General features: G+C 72.8%; 12 protein-coding genes and 4 pseudogenes. 2 read left to right on the forward strand and 14 right to left on the reverse strand.

Features of this window, described 5'->3' with window-relative positions; translation table 11 throughout:
- Genes BLV72_RS34920 through manD form a run of 3 tightly spaced genes read right to left on the reverse strand, consistent with a single transcriptional unit; the run spans position 1 to position 4,052 of the window.
- On the reverse strand, positions 1-1,371 hold the full coding sequence (locus BLV72_RS34920) for an MFS transporter (RefSeq protein WP_093467392.1): 1,371 nt from the start codon (positions 1,369-1,371) through the stop codon (positions 1-3).
- Between the two features lie 33 nt (positions 1,372-1,404).
- Complete coding sequence (locus BLV72_RS34925; protein WP_093467394.1) at positions 1,405-2,838, reverse strand: mannitol dehydrogenase family protein; 1,434 nt, start codon at positions 2,836-2,838, stop codon at positions 1,405-1,407.
- Positions 2,835-4,052, reverse strand: coding sequence for a D-mannonate dehydratase ManD (manD, locus tag BLV72_RS34930; RefSeq protein ID WP_093467395.1), 1,218 nt, complete (start codon positions 4,050-4,052; stop codon positions 2,835-2,837). The genes BLV72_RS34925 and manD overlap by 4 nt, the downstream gene beginning before the upstream one ends.
- Positions 4,053-4,199: 147 nt before the next feature.
- Between manD and BLV72_RS34935 the strand changes: the two genes are divergently transcribed.
- On the forward strand, positions 4,200-4,958 hold the full coding sequence (locus BLV72_RS34935) for a GntR family transcriptional regulator (RefSeq protein ID WP_093467397.1): 759 nt from the start codon (positions 4,200-4,202) through the stop codon (positions 4,956-4,958).
- Between the two features lie 84 nt (positions 4,959-5,042).
- Here the strand turns inward: BLV72_RS34935 and BLV72_RS34940 are convergent, their stop codons facing one another.
- The 9 genes and pseudogenes from BLV72_RS34940 to BLV72_RS34980 form a co-directional block, all read right to left on the reverse strand.
- On the reverse strand, positions 5,043-5,726 hold the full coding sequence (locus BLV72_RS34940; protein WP_244321155.1) for a discoidin domain-containing protein: 684 nt from the start codon (positions 5,724-5,726) through the stop codon (positions 5,043-5,045).
- A 488-nt stretch (positions 5,727-6,214) separates the two neighbouring features.
- Positions 6,215-6,775: a phage tail protein gene (locus BLV72_RS34945; RefSeq protein WP_093467398.1), complete on the reverse strand. Its 561-nt coding sequence runs from the start codon at positions 6,773-6,775 to the stop codon at positions 6,215-6,217.
- A 144-nt stretch (positions 6,776-6,919) separates the two neighbouring features.
- Positions 6,920-7,459: pseudogene (locus BLV72_RS34950) on the reverse strand (putative baseplate assembly protein); the annotation flags it as partial.
- The gene (locus tag BLV72_RS34955) at positions 7,456-7,863 is read right to left on the reverse strand and encodes a GPW/gp25 family protein (protein WP_093467400.1); all 408 of its coding nucleotides are present in this window, start codon (positions 7,861-7,863) and stop codon (positions 7,456-7,458) included. The pseudogene BLV72_RS34950 and the gene BLV72_RS34955, both read right to left, overlap by 4 nt.
- Positions 7,864-7,866: 3 nt before the next feature.
- Positions 7,867-8,037 (reverse strand): PAAR domain-containing protein, encoded by a 171-nt coding sequence (locus tag BLV72_RS34960; protein WP_093467401.1) that lies wholly within the window; start codon positions 8,035-8,037, stop codon positions 7,867-7,869.
- A gap of 86 nt (positions 8,038-8,123) precedes the next feature.
- A pseudogene (locus BLV72_RS34965) lies at positions 8,124-9,745 on the reverse strand (VgrG-related protein); the annotation flags it as partial.
- Positions 9,746-9,785: 40 nt separating this feature from the next.
- Positions 9,786-10,573 (reverse strand): annotated as a pseudogene (locus BLV72_RS34970) (CIS tube protein).
- Between the two features lie 3 nt (positions 10,574-10,576).
- Positions 10,577-11,032 carry a phage tail protein gene (locus BLV72_RS34975; RefSeq protein ID WP_093470729.1) on the reverse strand — a complete coding sequence of 152 codons (456 nt, stop codon included), beginning with the start codon at positions 11,030-11,032 and terminating at the stop codon, positions 10,577-10,579.
- Positions 11,033-11,094: 62 nt separating this feature from the next.
- Positions 11,095-12,294, reverse strand: coding sequence for an SGNH/GDSL hydrolase family protein (locus BLV72_RS34980; protein WP_093467403.1), 1,200 nt, complete (start codon positions 12,292-12,294; stop codon positions 11,095-11,097).
- 220 nt (positions 12,295-12,514) lie between these two features.
- Between BLV72_RS34980 and BLV72_RS34985 the strand changes: the two genes are divergently transcribed.
- A complete protein-coding gene (locus tag BLV72_RS34985; protein ID WP_244321156.1) occupies positions 12,515-15,769 on the forward strand; it encodes an AfsR/SARP family transcriptional regulator in 3,255 nt (1,084 codons plus the stop codon).
- A gap of 133 nt (positions 15,770-15,902) precedes the next feature.
- Here BLV72_RS34985 and BLV72_RS48240 read toward each other — a convergent pair.
- Positions 15,903-16,091 (reverse strand): annotated as a pseudogene (locus tag BLV72_RS48240) (class IV aminotransferase); the annotation flags it as partial.
- A gap of 10 nt (positions 16,092-16,101) precedes the next feature.
- On the reverse strand, positions 16,102-16,617 hold the full coding sequence (locus BLV72_RS34995) for a DinB family protein (protein ID WP_093467406.1): 516 nt from the start codon (positions 16,615-16,617) through the stop codon (positions 16,102-16,104).
- Positions 16,618-16,648: the final 31 nt, after the last annotated feature.

A 16,648-nucleotide genomic window follows, 5' to 3' on the forward strand; every position in this document is an offset into this window, starting at 1 on the left:
TCAGGCGGCGGACAGCCGCAGCGGTTCGACGCGCTGGACGACCAGGCCGTAGGTGAGGGCGCCGACCACGCACAGCGCGCCGGACAGCATCAGCGGTGCGACGAAGGAGTGGTGGAAGAAGCCCAGCAGCAGCCCGGTGGTGGTCGAGCCGAGGACCCCGGCCAGGTTGGAGGCGAAGTTCTGGATGCCGCCGAGCGAGGCGACATGGCGCGGGGTGGGCGCGACGTCGGCGGGCAGGCTGGCCACCGAGGCGGCGGAGAAGGCCAGGCTCGCGTAGCTGACGGAGAGCAGCACCAGGGCCCACATGGCGCTGGGGACGAGCACGGCGAAGGCGATGACCGAGGAGAAGAGCATGCCGCACACCAGACAGGTCTTGCGGGCCCGGGTCACCGACCAGCCGCGGCGCAGCAGCGTATCGCTGGTCCAGCCGCCGAGCAGACTGCCGGCGATGGCGACGATGCCGGGCAGGGCGCCGTAGAAGCCCAGCTTGAGCAGGTCGAAGCCGCGGGCGTCGACGAGGTAGCTGGGGAACCAGGTGATGAAGAAGTAGATGACGTAGTTGAGGCAGAAGAAGCCGATCATCATGCCCCAGACCGTGCGGTGGCGGAACAGGTCGCGCCAGCGGACGGCGGGCTCCTCCGGGGCCGTCTCCTCGGCGGGGCTCTCCTCGAGCCGGGCGCCGCCGGCCGTCACGTACGCGCGCTCCTCGGCGCTGAGCCCGTCGCGCGCCGTGGGCTCGCGGTACGTCTTCAGCCACAGCGCCACCCACAGCAGGGCCACGGCGCCGGTGACCCAGAACGCCATCCGCCAGCCCTGCCAGGCGATCAGCGCGGTCACGATCGGGGCGGCGACGGCGGTGCCGGCGCGGGCGCCGTTGTCCCAGACGCTGTTGGCCAGCGCCCGTTCGCGGACCGGGAACCAGCGGGAGACGGACTTGGCGCACGAGGGGTAGGCCGGGGCCTCGCCCGCGCCGAGGGCGAGACGGGCGAAGAGCAGGCTGCCGATGCCCCGGACGAAGCCGGTGCCCACGGTGACCAGCGACCAGAGCAGCCCGCCGATGGCGAACATGCGCTTCTCGCCGTAGCGGTCGATCAGCGCCCCGGCGGGCAGTTGGCCCAGCGCGTAGGTCACGAAGAACATGCTGAGGATGACGCCCTGCCACTCGGGGCCGATGTGCAGGTCATCGGTCATATAGGGCAGGGAGATGGAGATGGTGGCGCGGTCTACGTAGTTGACGGTCATGCCCAGGAAACAGAGGAAGACCATCAGCCAGCGGGTGTTGTGCCGCAGGCCGCGTGGGCGCGGTGGCCCGGTCGTGGCCTCGTCCTGGGATGGCGTGTCGGTGGCGGGGGCGACTCTGGGCGTCTTCAAGGCGGCTCTCCTTTGCGGGGGCGGTGCGTGCGGTCAGCGTGGCGGCCGGGCGCCGGAGTCCAGCTCCGCCCGTACGGACGCGACGAGGGCGGTGTCGTCCGCGAGGTCCTCGGCGCCCAGCAGCCGCAGCAGCCGGCGCGGGGCCTCGGCGTGCGGGCCGTCCCAGGCGCGGCGCAGCTCCTCGGCGCGCGGATCGTCCAGGGGGTGGTCCCGGGTGCGGCGGGCCCAGGCGGCCAGGGCCGTGGCCAGGAGGGGGGTGTCCCGTCCGGCGGCGCGCAGCTCGCGCAGCGGGGCGAGCCACCGTTCGGGGATCTTCTGGGATCCGTCCATGGCGATCTGCCGGATGCGGTGTTCCATCGCGGGGTTGGCGAAGCGGTGCACCAGGCCGTCGATGTAGGCGGGGAGGTCCAGCCCCTCGGTGGGCGGCAGACTCTGGGCGGTCTCGGCGCAGTAGGCGCGTACGGTCTCCTCGCCCCAGGGGGTGGCCAGGACATCGGCGACGGTTTCGCATCCGGCGGCCAGGCCGAGATAGGCGATGAGCGAGTGGGAGCCGTTGAGCAGCCGGAGCTTGGCGAGCTGGTAGGGGGCGACGTCCGCGACGAAGCGCACCCCCGCCGTCTCCCAGCGCGGGCGGTCGGCGGCGAAGATGTCCTGGAGGACCCACTGGGTGAACGGTTCGCCGGTCACCGCGCCTTCGTCGGCCACGGTCAGCGCGCCGGCGGCGGCCCGCCGGTCGGCGTCGGTGGTGGCGGGGACGATGCGGTCGACGACGGTGGCGGGGAAGGCGACCGAGCCGGTGATCCAGTCCAGCAGGCGGTCACGGTCCTCCCACGCGGTCGCGGCGATGAACTCCCGCACCAGGCGGCGCAGTACGACGCCGTTGTCGGCCATGTTGTCGCAGGACACCATCGACAGAGGGGCGCCGCCGGCCCGCAGCCGGGCGCGCAGCCCCGCCGCGAGCTGCCCGGCCACGCTCGCGGGGGCGGGCCGTCCCTCCAGATCGTCCCGGACGAGCGGGTCCTCCAGGGCGAGTCCGCCGGTGGCGGCGTCGCGCCGGTAGCCCTTCTCGGTGACGGTGAGGGTGACGAGGGTGACCTCGGGGGAGGCGAGGAGCCCGCCGAGCCGGGCGCCGTCGTCGGCGGCGTGCAGCACCTCGGTCACGGTGCCGACCACGCGGGTGGCCGGGCCGTCGGGGCGCCGCTCGGTGAACGAGTACAGCCCGTCCTGCGGGCGCAGCGCGTCCACGACGGACCGGCTGCGCTGGGTGACACCGGCGATGCCCCAGCCGCCACCGTGCGCCGCCTCGGCGGCTTGTGTGTAGAGGGCCTGGTGGGCGCGGTGGAAGGCGCCGATGCCCAGATGCACGATCCGGGGGCGCAGCGCCCGCGGGTCGATCGGCGGACGGCTCTCCGCGGGGACGCCGGGCAGCGTGGCCAGGGACAGGCGCCGTGGGGGATGGGTGCTCACCAGTCGTGCACCGACCCATCGGTACGGCGGCTCACCGGAAGGTACTTCGGGTCGTACGGGAAGCGGGCGGCCGCCTCCTCGTCGAGCTCGATGCCGAGGCCGGGCGCGGCCGAGGGGTGCAGCGCGCCGTCCCGCAGCTCGTAGGTCGGCCGGAACACCTCATGGGTGAGCGGGTCGTGCGCCATGTACTCCTGGATGCCGAAGTTGGGCACGGTGACATCGAGGTGGACGGCGGCGGACATGCTCACCGGCGACAGGTCGGTGGCGCCGTGCGAGCCGGTGCGCACCTGGTACAGCTCGGCGAGGTGGAAGATCCGCCGCAGATGGGTGATGCCGCCGGCGTGCACGACCGAGGCGCGGATGTAGTCGATGAGCCGCTCGGTGATGAGCTGCTGGCAGTCCCAGATGGAGTTGAAGACCTCGCCGACCGCTATCGGCGTGGTGGTGGAACGGCGGATCTGGCGGAAGGACTCCTGGAGCTCGGCGGGGGTGGGGTCCTCCATCCAGAACAGCCGCACCTCCTCCAGGCTGCGGCCCAGCCGCCCCGCTTCGGTGGGGGTGAGCCGGTGGTGGACGTCGTGCAGCAGATGGAAGTCGAAGCCGAACCGCTCGCGGACCGCCTCCAGATAGCGCGGTGCGAAGTCCAGATACGCCTCGGTCGACCAGGGCTGTTCCTCGGGCAGCGCGCCGGTGGCGGGCTCGTAGACGGTGGCGACCGTGCCGTGGCGGATGCCGTAGGTCCCCGGTGAGCCGGGGACGGCGGCCTGGGCACGGATCGCGCGGTAGCCCATCTCCTGGAAGCGGGCGACGTCCTCCAGCAGCTCGGGGACGTCGCCGCCGCTGGCGTGGCCGTAGACCATGGCGCCCTCGCGGGCCTTGCCGCCCAGCAGGTCGTACACGGGGAGGCCCGCGACCTTGCCCTTGATGTCCCACAGCGCGGTGTCCACGGCCGAGATGGCGGTCATGGTCACCGGGCCGCGGCGCCAGTAGGCGCCCTTGTAGAGGTAGTGCCAGGTGTCCTCGATACGGGCGGGGTCGCGGCCGATGAGCAGCGGTACGAGGTGGTCCTCCAGGTAGGAGGCGACCGCGAGTTCGCGGCCGTTGAGGGTCGCGTCACCGAGACCGGTCACGCCGTCGGAGGTGGTCACCTTCAGGGTCACGAAGTTGCGACCCGGCGAGGTGACGATGACCTTGGCCTCCGTGATCGTGGCCATACGCATGTGCTCCTCACTGAGCGGGCTGCCGGGGGTTCCGGAGGGTTCCCGAGGGGCTCCGGTGGCTCCGGGGGTGGAGTCCGGGCTGTCGGTCGGCTACCATACAAGTACGTCAGTGAGGCGAGTCAAGGGTTCGGAAGGGGTCAGATGGCACCGGCGGAGGGACTGCACGCGGCACGCTCCCGGGGGCGCAACACCCGGCAACTGGTCCATGAGGTGCTGCGTTCGCGCATCGTCAGCCTGGAGCTGGAGCCCGGCTCCGCCGTCTCGGAGAACGACCTGGCGGCCGAGCTCGGGGTCAGCCGCACCCCCGTCCGCGAGTCCCTGATCCTGCTCGCCGACGAGGGGCTGGTCGACATCTATCCCCAGATGGGCACGTTCGTCTCGCGCATCCGGGAGCGCGATGTCGCCTCCGCCCAGTTCATCCGGGAGGCACTGGAGTGCGCCGCGCTGCGGGAGGCCGTGGAGAAGGCCACCGCGCGGGACGTGGCGGAGCTGCGGGTGTTGCTCATCGCGCAGGAGGAGGCCGACCGCCAGTCCGATATGCAGGGCTTCTTCCAGCTGGACGAGGAGTTCCACGCCCGGCTGATGGCCGTCAGCGGACACGCCTCCGCCTGGCCCGTCGTCAGCCAGGCCAAGGCCCAGCTGGACCGCGCCCGCAGGCTGTCACTCCCCATGACCCAGCAGATGTCCCTGCTCATCGGCCAGCACCGCGAGGTGGTCGACCTGCTGGAAGAGGGCGATCTGGACCGGGCCGACGGGGCGCTGCGCTCCCATCTGCGGCTGGTCTTCAGCGATGTGGAGAAGATCCGCGCCAAGCACCCGGAACTCTTCAGCGACGAGGACGCCCCCCTCAGGCCGCGCCGCGACAGCGCCCGGCGCACGGCCTCCCGGGGAGAGGGCTGACCTGGCCGGGTGCGACCGGCCGTCCCGGGCGAGGCGTGACCGTCGTCCGTCCTCTTTGACCGGCCGTCAGGGACGCACCCCGCGTCACTGACGGCCGAAGAACTCCACCTCGGCGATGGCCGTCCGCCGGTCCGACCGGGCACCGTACGCCGCGTCGACCGGCAGCCGGATCCGCACCACGTCCGAGCCGCGCACATCAAAGCTCTGCTGACCGGGCTGGTCCTGGAGGTTGACGCCCTTCGTGGTGCGCTCGCCCTCCGAGGTGACCAGGGTGAGAGTGAGCTCCGAGGGCCGCGCCTGGGTCAGAAACTCATCCGCCTTCGCCGAGCGCCCCGAGGTGATCAGCAGCTTCCGCAGCCGCACCGGCCGGTCGAAGTCGGCCTCCAGGTACTGGCCCGTGCCAGGGCCCGCGGTGGCCGGCGCCCAGTACCGGTTGTTGTAGCCGTCGAAGGCCGCCCCGGCCCGGTGGCCCGGCGCCTGGCTGGAGCCGCGCACCGCCGTGGGATGCAGGGCCTTTGGATCGCCGGTCTGGTCCTGGGTGAAGGTGAAGACCTCGGACAGCTGGGACCGGGCGAACCACGCCGCCGCGGCCAGCGCCAGCACCAGGACCGGAAGGGTCAGCCGGGGCCGCGGCCAGGTCCGGTGGGCGGGCCTGCTGCCCGCGGCCAGCGGGCGCTGGGCGTCGCGCCGGAAGATCCGGCGCCACCAGGGCAGCCGACGCGGCCGGCCGGGCTCCGGCGCGGAGTCGAGCAGGATGCCGCAGCGCATACAGAGCCTGCGGTCCGACGGATTGTCCGCACGGCACCGGGGACACGGGCGGCCGGGGCGGCGCGGCGGGGCGTCGGGCCGCGGGGGCGACGCCGGGGGCTCGTCCGGCGCACCCGGCCGGTGGTCCGGACCGGTATCGGTGTCGTCCAGCCGGTCCCCGGGCCGCCGGGGCGCCGCCGCGGGCTCGTTCGGGCGCACGGCGGGCGGTGTCACGGCGTGCGGAGCGACGGCCGGAGCGACAGCCGGAGTGGCAGGCGGAGCTACGGGCGGGGCGGCTGGCGGAGCTACGGGCGGCGCGGCGGGCGGGGCGGGTGCCGGGGTGGGCGACCCGGGGCGCGCCCCCTCGCCCGTACCGGAGCCCGGCGGGGTGGCGGGCGGCGCCGAGGCCCCCGGCCGCCGGTCCGGTTCCTCGTCCCAGGCCAGGAACGCCTCGCAGGAAGCGCAGAAGTGCGCCCCCGCCTCATTGCGGTGTCCGCAGTCGGGACAGATCATGACGCCCCCGTCCCCTCGGCCGCGACCTCCACCCGGTAGACGACATGCGCCGGCACCTCCGCGGCGAGCAGCCGCTCCAGCCGCAGCCGGGTCGGCGCCACCGCGTCGGCGTCCGGCACCGTGAGCCGCACCGTCACCCAGGGCCGTGCCGAACCGGGCAGCGGCGCCCCGGGTTCGGTGGACCAGTCCGTGGCGCCGCTCTCGATGATCTCCGGTTCGATACCGGTCTCCACGCGCACGGCCGCCGCCAGCCCTTCCCGGGTGCCCCGCCGGCGGTGGCGGGTGACGGCGCTCGCCACCACCGCGCGCCGCTGGGTCACCGGGCGCTCCGGGTCCACCTCCACCGCCACCCACTCGGCCAGCCACGCCAGCAGATCCTCGGGCGCGGTGCGCGGATGCAGATGTGCGGGCAGGTTGTCCAGGGTGAGCAGCACCGGTGCCAGCACCTCGTCCAGCGCGCTCAGGAACCGCTCCAGGAACGGATGGTCGAGATAGACGGCGGGAAGCTGATGGAGCAGGGGATGGGCCGTGGGCAGCCCGGGAAGTGTTCCGCGCACTCATGCCTCCCGTACCCGCAGCTGGTGCTCATAGCTGAACACCAGCGCGTGCCGGTCCAGTTCGATCCTCGTGGTGGCCTCCGCCCGCTGCCCGGTCACCGGGTCCGCCGGGAACAGCCGTACGTCCTCGACGAGATCCACGCCGGGCACCGGCTGGGAGAGACCGAGGTAGAGACAGTCGCCGGGGGTGGGCGTGCGGCCGAAGCAGGGCACATCACGGCCCAGCCCCAGCTCCTGCGAGCGGTCGGTGGCATCGCCGGTGGCCGGCCAGGTGGCCAGATGGGTCAGGTCGCACGGCACCACCGACAGATCCCGGCCGGTGGTGAAGACCACCGCCTCCTCGGTCTCGGTGCGCACCGTGGCCACCTCCGTGCCCGCATGGATCCGCACCGGCTCCGGCTGCGGCGCCGACAGCCAGAACGTGGCCTCGGTGCGCGCCGCCGTGGGCGGATAGAGCCGCACCCCGATCAGGTCGAGGAAGGCCAGATAGTTCTTGTCCGGCACCCGGTTGAGCCGGTACACGAGCTGGTCGACCATGGTGGCGAACGCCTCGATGAGCGTGACACCCGGATCGGAGACATTGTGGTCGGTCCACTCCGGACAGCGCTGCTGCACCAGCCGCTTGGCCTCGTCCACCAATCCCTGGAATCTCCGGTCGTCCAGGTTCGGGCTGGGGAGTGTCATCCGCCCTCCTCGCCGTGCGGGATCACATAGAACGGGAACACGAGGTTGCGCGGGTCGTTCGCGCCGCGCACCGCGTAGCCGATGTCGAGGTAGAGCACCCCGTTGTCCGCCTCGTCGAAGCGGACGGCGACATCCGCCACCTCGATCCGCGGCTCCCACCGCTCCAGGGCCAGCCGCACCTCGTAGGCCAGCTGCCCGGCCGTACCGGCGTCCGCGGGTGCGAACACATAGTCGCCGAGGGCGCAGCCGAACTCCGGCCGCATCGGCCGCTCACCGGGCGAGGTGGCCAGGATCAGCCGGATCGACTCCTCGATCTCCCGCTCCTCGCGGACCAGGGCGATCGATCCGGTGGCGTCCGTACGGGGTGGAAACGCCCAGCCCGCGCCGATGAACTGCCGTCCCATCCCTCACCCTCCGATCAGCACGCTCGGACACCCGGACGTGATGGACGCGCCGCACCCCGCCGTGTCACCCACCCGCGCCGCCGGCCGGCCGCCGATGAGCACGGTGGGCTCGCCGGGCGGGCCGACCACCCCGGGGTGGCCGGTGGGATCGCCGACGCGTGCGGCTGCTGGCATGTGCTGTGCCCCCTGCCTGGTCGCTGTCTCTTCGCCTGTCTCTTCGCTCGTCTCTTCACACCGACTCGGCGCTGTCGTGTGCGGTGTCAGTAGATGCGCACCATCGGCGCGTTGACGGAGAGCGAATCCCCGCCCTTGAGCTCGGTGCGGGTGGTGCCGCTCACCGCCACCTGGTTGCCCCGCACCTCCACCGCGCCGCCGGTGGACAGCTTCACCTGGCCGTTGCCGCCGTCCACCTGCACGCCGCCGCGGGCGGTCAGCTTCACCGTGGCGCCGCCCAGCTCCAGCGTGCCGCGTGACCAGCCGTACGCCCTGCGGGCCGTTCGCCGCGTCGAGCAGCTCCAGTTTGTTGCCGCCGCGGGAGCCGAACGCGCGCTTGTTGACCGCGCCGCTGGTGGGGTCGACCGCCGCCGCCTCCTGGCCGTCGCCCCGGCCCTGCTGAGGACCGAGACCCTGCCCCTGCCCCTGCCCCGAAGTGCCCTGGCCCTGCCCCGGCTTGTGCTTGCCGTTGTAGAGACCGGCGAGCACATACGGGCGGTCCAGATGGCCCTGCTCGAAACCGATCAGCACTTCGTCGCCGACCTCGGGGATGAACGCCTCCCCGCCACCGGTCCCGCCCGCCTGGGCGGTGCGCGCCCAGTCGCTCGCGTACTCGTCGGACAGCCAGGGGAACCGCACCTTGACCCGGCCGAGCCCGTCGGGGTCCTTGGTGTCGGTGACCGTGCCGTTGGCCAGTCCCGAACACCGGGCGGCGGTCTCCGCGCCACCACCACCGGACCCGCCGCCGGTCAGCCCGAAGAGCGAACGCTCCTGCTGCCCGGACACCGTCACCCAGGTCTCATAGCCGCGCACCGGGTCGAACACATGCCGCGAGGAGGTGACGGTCTAGCGCCCCTCGAAGGGTTTGCCGACCCCGGCCAGGGTGACCGCGCCCCCCCGCCCGCACCTCCGGGTTTCCCCGGATCACCGCCTCCAGCTCGGCGAACGACCCCGCGATCCGCGCCGCGAGGGCGCCTGCGGCCTGATCCACCTGCGCCTGGTGCCCGTACGGCGCGTCGGACACCACAAAGCTGGCCTCGCCGAACGGCCGCGCCACCTCCGCCGCCGTCACCCCCAGGTCCAACGTCGCCGCCGTGCCCGCGTCCGCGCGGCCCACCAGCGGCTGCTTGGTCTTGACGTCCCAGCCCCGCACCTCGACCGTGGACACCTGCTCGGCCGCCGACACCCCGGCCCGGCAGCGCAGCAGATTGTCCCCCATCTCCAGCACCAGGGGGTCGCGGGCGGCGCGCGCCGAGGTGTCCGGGGCGCCACCCGCCTCGGTGGGCTTGGCGATATGCAGCCGGCCGTCCGTCACATACACCTGGGCGCCCGCCTCCTCGGCGAGCCCGCGGAGGAACTCCCAGTCGCTGATGTTCGGCTGCGCCACATGCTCCAGCACCGGGCCCGCCACATCGACCTTCCCCGGCTTGAGCCCCGCCCGCCGCGCCACCCGGACACAGATGTCGGCGAGGGTCATGTTCTGGTAGCTGGCCACCTGGCGGCCTCGGAAGAGCCGGTGCGACTCGTCCAGCCCGCGCACCACCGTGAAGGTGCCGGTGTCGTCGATCTCCACCTCCAGCGCGGTGACGCTCCCGGTCAGCAGGGGACGCGGCAAAGGAGCGCCCCCGGCGCCGGCCATCAGCCGCACCTCGGTACCGATCTCCACCCCCGCCCACCAGGGCCTTGGCGACGCTCTGCTGGGCCATCGCTCACCACCCCCCGCCATGACCGTCGCCGTGGGCTCCGGCCCCCTCGTCGCGGTCCAGCTCGTCCAGCGCCGGAAGCAGCAGTTCGAGACCGCCCGGCAGCCGCATCGGATCGTCGATCCCGTTGGTCTCCGCGATGACCCGCCATGCCGCCGGATCGCCGTACTCACGCCAGGCCAGCAGCGGCAGCGTGTCGCCGGTGCGCACGCGGTGCACCCGGCGTGCGTGCAGCGCGCCCGACGTCGGATTCTGCCCCGGGGGCTCCCCGGTGATCTCCTCCATCGTCACCTGGCACACCGCCCGGATCGGCACACCGGAGGTGGTGAACAGGGTGTACTTCGCCTGCACTTGGCTGACGTAGCCGGGGAACCCGGTGAGCCCGCCCCAGTGGAACACCACCCATGGCGGCGAGGCCCGCTGCTGCTGCCGGGTCTCGTCGGTCGGCACACAGCAGGTGAACAGCCGCTCCACCGAGGTCACCACGCTGGTGTCCTGGGTGTCGCTCGCGTCGAAGAACATCTCGACGGTCAGCTTGCTGGGCTGCGGCCCCTGGTACTCGGGCGGCCCCGCGCTCTTCGCCCCCTTGGCCGCGCCGCCTTGGTCAGGCTCAGCTCCTTGGGGTTGAACTGGAAGTCGATCCGCCCGCACGGCCCGCCGGGCGTCAGACCGCCACCCGGCGGCGGGGTGCGCAGCTCCAGATAGGCGTGCTCCAGCTTGGGCCGGGCCCCGCCACCTGTTCTGCCCGCGGCGGCCCCGCCGCCCGCCGCGCTGAACGCCACGGGTGAGCTCATGGGTCAGCCCTCCATCACATAGCCGTGGTGGGCGATCTCGATGGTCTCCATGGCCACCTTGGGCGACTCCGGGTTGAACGACGGCCCGGTCCAGCGCACCGGCACCACCTCGAGCAGACCCCACTGGGCCACCTTGTGGCCGTCACCCGTCCGCGCCTCGATATGCGCGGTGCGGCGGGCGATCCCGGTGGTCATGCTCGCGAACCACTTGGCCACCTTCTCGGTGTCACGGGTCAGCGGCCGGGACAGCTTGATGTTGGGGTACTTCAGCCGGGTGGGCAGCTGCCACAGATGGCTGTTGTTGCCGCCCTCCTCGCGCTGTTCGAGCACCACCTCGCAGCCGAGGCCCTCACAGGTGTTGAACGAGCCGAGCTCGATGCCGTCGACCGTGACGACGAAACAGACGCTGACCGCCGGGTCATCGGTAACGGGCGCTCCGCGTCCAGAACCGGGCCGCAGGTCGTGGTTGTGTGTGGAACCGCCCGAACACGGAAGCGCTCCGGCGGCAGGTCGGCCGCGACTCAGCTGAACAGCGACAGGTCTATGGAGTCGGCCAGGGCCCGGTAGCCCGCATCGTTGCCGTGCAGATGGTCGCCGACGTGGAAGTCCTCCCTGACCCGGCTGGGGCAGGTCGGGTCGCGCCAGACGGCGTCGAAGTCCAGTACGGCGTCGAAGGCGCCACTGGTGCGGATCCATTCGTTGACCGCCTGGCGGGCGCGCTCGCCCTCCGGTGTGTAGACCTCCGCGCCCTCATACGGCGCGATCGTCGTGGCATAGACCCTCACGCCGTGGTCATGCGCCCGGGCGATCAGCTGGCGGTAGCCCGCGATGACGTCGTCCGTCGTCACCGGTGCGCCGGGGAACACCTTCAGGAAATCGGCCAAGGGGCCGTCGCCGCCCCGTGGGGCGAAGGAGATGGCGAGGTCGTTGCCGCCCACGGAGAGCACCACGTGACCGAGGCCGGGCGTTGCCAGCACATCACGGTCGAAGCGGGCCGTGGCGGCGACACCGATGCCGTTGTTGAGCATCCGGTTGCCGCTGATTCCCTGGTTGGAAACGTAGCCGGTGGCCATGCCCCGCTCGGCGAGACGCTCGGCCAGCAGCTCCGGCCAGCTGTGGTTGGTGTCCGGGGTCGAGCCGGCGCCGTCGGAGCGGGAGTCGCCCACCACGACGATGGCCTTGGCAGGGGCGTCGGGAAGCAGCTCGACGGCGGAGATCAGGGCCCGTACCGGCAGCACCTCGGCGTTCTCCGGCAGGGCGGGGGAGGCAACGGCGTCGCCCGGAATCGTCCAGCCCATCTCCAGGGCGGGGTCGTGGCAGGTGCAGGTTTCCACGCGCCCCGGCAGGTAGAGGCTGATGGACAGCTTGGCGAGGGCGGGCAGGTGCAGGTCGACCGGGTCGCTGAGGATCGGCGCGCCCGCCGGGACGGTGACGGACGACGCGCCGGAGAAGGCCAGCACGCGCTCGCTGCCCGGCCGCACCCCGCCACCGGGCGCCGCGAGGCCCACCCGCGCCGCGCCGATGGTGAAGGGCGCGGTCCCGAACTCGTTGGTGAAACGGATGCGCACCCGCCGCCCGCCGCCGCTGATGCGCACGACCTGGCGCAGGGTCACGTCGGCGAGGGGCGGGTAGTCGTTGAGCGAGCCGAGCCCGTCGTGAGCCGCCTGGGGCGAGGCGCCCCAGCTCCGGACCCAGCTGCAGGCGTTGTTTGTCCCGGTCATCTTTGCCTCCATTGCTCGTGACGGTGTGCGGCATGGGAAGACTGAGGCGGGCCGCTCACAGCGGGCTCACACGGAGCTGACACGGTCGCCCTGATTTGGGCCTCGCGGGCGGGCGCGCGAAGATCGGGGAATGGACAGGGGCGCACGGCTTCGCATCACGCTGCTCGGCCCGTTTCGGGTGTCTCGCGGTGACGCCGTTCTGACCGTTTCGGGAGCGCGGTTGCGGGGCTTGCTCGTCCGGCTGGCGCTCGCCGGTGGCCACGCGGTCGAGCCCGGCGTGCTGGTCGACGCGATCTGGGCCGAGGAGCCGCCGTCCGGCCCCGCCCACGCCCTGCAGGCCCTCGTCTCCCGGCTGCGCCGCGCCCTCACCCCGACTGACCCGGCCCGTGGCGTGGTCGTGCAGATCACGGGCGGCTACCGGCTGGCGGTGGACGCGGCCGACGTGGACGCGCTGCGCTTCGAACGGCTCACCGTTGCCGGTCGGGACGGGCTGCGGGCAGGTGACCCGGAGGCCGCGGTCGCCGCGCTGTCCAAGGCCGTGGCGTTGTGGGGCGACCATCCCGGTACCGAACCCGCGGCCATCGCCGCGGTCGCGCCCGCGGTCGCGACACGGTTGGCGCAGGTGTCCATCGAGGCGGTCGTCGATCTCGCTGACGCCGAATTGTCGCTGGGGCGGGCCGAGTTGGCAGCCGCCCGGCTGACCGGGTTGCTGGCCGATCAGACGGTCAACGAGCGGGCGGCCGCACTGCTGATGGACGCGCTCGCCGCTCAGGGCCGTCAGGCCGAGGCGCTCGCGGTCTACGAGCGGGTCCGCGAGACGCTGGCCGATGTCCTCGGCGCCGACCCGGGCACCGCCCTGCGGGAACGCCATCTGCGCCTGCTGCGCCCCGGCCGGCCGATCCTGGTGCCGGACGCCTCGGTCGAGGGCGCTCCGGCCGGGAGCCCGGCGGCCACCGGACCCGAGCGGATTCGGTCGCGCCGAGTTCACGCTGTCCCCGACGAGCCGCGAGGACATGGCGGCGCGACCAACCTGCCCGCGCCGCTGACCAGCTTCATCGGCCGCGACGACGACCTCACCCGCATCGACACCCTGCTCACCACCGGACGCCTGGTCACTGTCCTCGGTCCCGGTGGCGCCGGGAAGACCCGGCTTGCGCTGGAGGCCGCCCGCCGGCACCGCCACGCATTGCGCGACGGCGCCTGGCTCATCGACCTCGTCTCCGTCACCGAACCGGCGAAGATCGCCACGGCAGTGCTCACCGGGATCGGCCTGCGGGGCGGCGCGATGCTCGACGCCCGCAAGCGGATCGAGGGTGACGAGCTGGATGTCCTCGTCGGCGAGCTCGGCGGCCGGGAGAGCCTGCTGCTGGTCGACAACTGTGAGCACCTGATCGACGCCGTGGCCCGCCTCGTCTCGGCGCTGCTGCCCCGCTGCCCGGGGCTGCGCGTGCTCGCCACCAGCCGCGAACCCCTCGCGGTCGACGGCGAGGCGCTCGTGCCGCTGGCCCCGCTCGTGCTGCCCGACCCGGGCGACGGCGTCGAACAGGCCCGAAGGGCGGCCTCGGTGCGCCTGTTCACCGAGCGGGCCGCCGCCGTGCGACCCGGTTTCGACGTCGACGAGACCTCGCTGCCCGACATCGTGCGCGTGGTGCACGGGCTGGACGGCCTGCCGCTGGCCCTCGAGCTGGCCGCCGCCCGGTTGCGGACGCTGTCACTGCCCCACCTGGCCGACGGACTCTCCGACCGGTTCCGGCTGCTCACCACCGGCAGCCGCACCGCACCACCCCGGCACCGCACCCTGCGCGCGGTCATCGCCTGGAGCTGGGAGCTGTTGGGCGAGCACGAACGCACCGTCGCGGAACGGATCTCCATCCTGCCCGGCGGCGTCACATTCGCCTCGGCCACCGCCGTCTGCGCCGGCACCACCGTGCCCACAGCCGACATCCCCGAACTGCTCGCCACCCTCGTCGACCGCTCACTGCTGCAGCTCGCGCCCGGCACCGGCCGCTACCGCATGCTCGAAACCATCCGCGAGTACGGCGCCGACCGGCTGACCGACACCGGCGACCTCGGCACGGCCCGCGATCTGGCCGCCGCCCACTTCACGCAGGTGATGACCGGTCAGGACCCTTTGCTGCGCGGGCCCGGCCAGCTGACAGCCATGGAGGTCATCGGCGCCGAGTACGACAACACGCTCGCCGCCCTGCGCCACCTGTGCGCCACCCGCGACTCCCACGGCGCGACCACCCTCGCCCTGACCCTGGTCTGGTACTGGCAGATGTGCGGCCGCCACTCCGACGCCGCCTACTGGCTGGGCGAGGTGCTGGCGGCGACCAGCGGCGGGCCGACACCCGAGCGCGACTGCGTCCGAGCCGCCTACCTGCTGAACCGGGCGGACATCCTGTCGGGGATCACCGCCGGGGAAGCCGCGGACGACCGGACGGAGATGCGCGAGCTGGCCGACCGGCTGCTCACGCATCCGGAGCTGCCGAGCCACTACCGCGTGTTCGGCCCGGTCCTGCTCTTCCTGCAGAAGGAGGAGGCCGCACTCGCGATCTTCCAGCGCCTGGCCGACGGCGACGACGACGTATGGCTGTCCGGGCTGGCCCATATGTTCCAGGCCGAGATCGCCGAGAACGGGGGCGCGCTGACGCGGATGCGTGTCCATGTGAAGGCGGCCCTGGACCGCTTCCGGCAGGCCGGCGACCGTTGGGGCCGGGCCGCCACGCTGCCGATGAGCGCCCACTTGCGGCGATACGACGACCTCGACGGCGCGCTGGCCGACCTGCGCGAGGCCCGGACGCTGGCGGGTGAGTTCGGCTCGCTCAGCCTCGGCGACCAGCTCTACAGCGACCTGCGCTGGATCGACGTGCACCTGCGGCGCGGCGACACCGACCGGGCGCTCGCGGTGATCGACTCCGCCCGGGAGCGGGCGCTGCACGCGTCCTCGGCGGACATGCTGGTCCTGGTCGACGTATGCGAGGCCGACTTCCGGGTGCGGCTCGGCGACCTGGACAGAGCGGGCGACCTGCTCGACGCCGCCGAACGGTGCCTGCTCGAGGAAACCGGGTTCCCCACGGACCACGTCCGGACGCTGGTCGGCAGCGCACGGGCCGCGCTCTGCCTGGCGCTGGGCGACCTGCCCGGCGTGGACAAGGCGCTGCGCGAGGCTTACGCGGCCGCGCTGGCAACCCGGGATCTGCCGATCCTGTCACTGGTGACGGTGAACACGGCCGCGCTCGCCGAGACGCGCGGGCGGCAGCACGAGTCAGCTGTACTGCTGGGAACCGCGGCCCGGCTTCGCGGCACGCATGACCACACCGATCCGCAGGTCCACGAGCTCACCCGCCGGGGAGAGGCCGCGTTGGGCGGCGAGGAGTTCGCCGCGGCGTACGCGAAAGGCTGGGAGCTGGACGGGAGGACGGCGGTGGCCGCAGCCGACCCGGCCCGGCTGTCCGGCACCGTCGACAGGTAGCTGTTCCAGCGAGGCGGGGGTCAGCTGGCGCCAGTGTGGAGGATTTCCCGTTTCCAGGCGTCGCGGGGCTGGGTGTGGAGGCGCCAGTAGTGGTGTGCGATGTGGTCCGGGTCGAAGTCCGTGCCGGGGGCTAGAACAGTTCCCGGGTCGCCGAGCGCAGCCGATCGAGGTGGAGGTCGAGGCCGCGGACCCGGGCGTCTCGGATCTGCATCGCCGTGAAGTGCCCGTAGCTGGTGAGCGCGGGCAGCCGCAATGTGTCCGCGGTGGCGGGCGAGCCGTTGATCTCGATGTAGGTCACCCGGCCACCGTAGCGGGGCGTCAGTAGTGGCCCTTTAGTAGTGGCCCTTCGTCCCGTCGACGAGTTCCCGGATGGTGTCCATGTGGCCGGCGTGGCGGGCGGTTTCCTCGATCATGTGGAAGAGGATCCACCGCAGGCTGGTGGAGCTGGCGTTGTACTCCGGGTGGCGGCCGGTGTCGTCCAGGGAGTGGGCCGCGATGATCTCGTTGGACACCTGGCACTGCTGCGCGTAGTCCTTGAGGAGCTGAGCGAGCGGGACGCCCTCGACCCTCATATGGGCATCCTCGACGTCCTCGTCGAACCGGGGGCCCTGGGCCGGGCGGCCGAGGAGGACGATCTCGAACCACAGGTGTTCCGCCCAGCACATATGGGAGACGAGCCCGGCCAGGGTCATCTGGGGCGAGGTGGGGAGGAAGGATCGGTGGGCGTCCGCCTCGGACAGGCCCTCGCACTTCCACGCGATGACGGCACGCTGCATATCGAGCCAGCCCAGCAGCTGGGTGCGCTCATCGGCGGTGCGGGGCGGGCGGATGCGCGGTGGCGTCGTCATGAGGGCGGACGCCAGCCGAGTGCGGGGGCGG

Origin of the sequence: Streptomyces melanosporofaciens, from assembly GCF_900105695.1 — a bacterium.
Lineage (GTDB): Bacteria > Actinomycetota > Actinomycetes > Streptomycetales > Streptomycetaceae > Streptomyces > Streptomyces antimycoticus.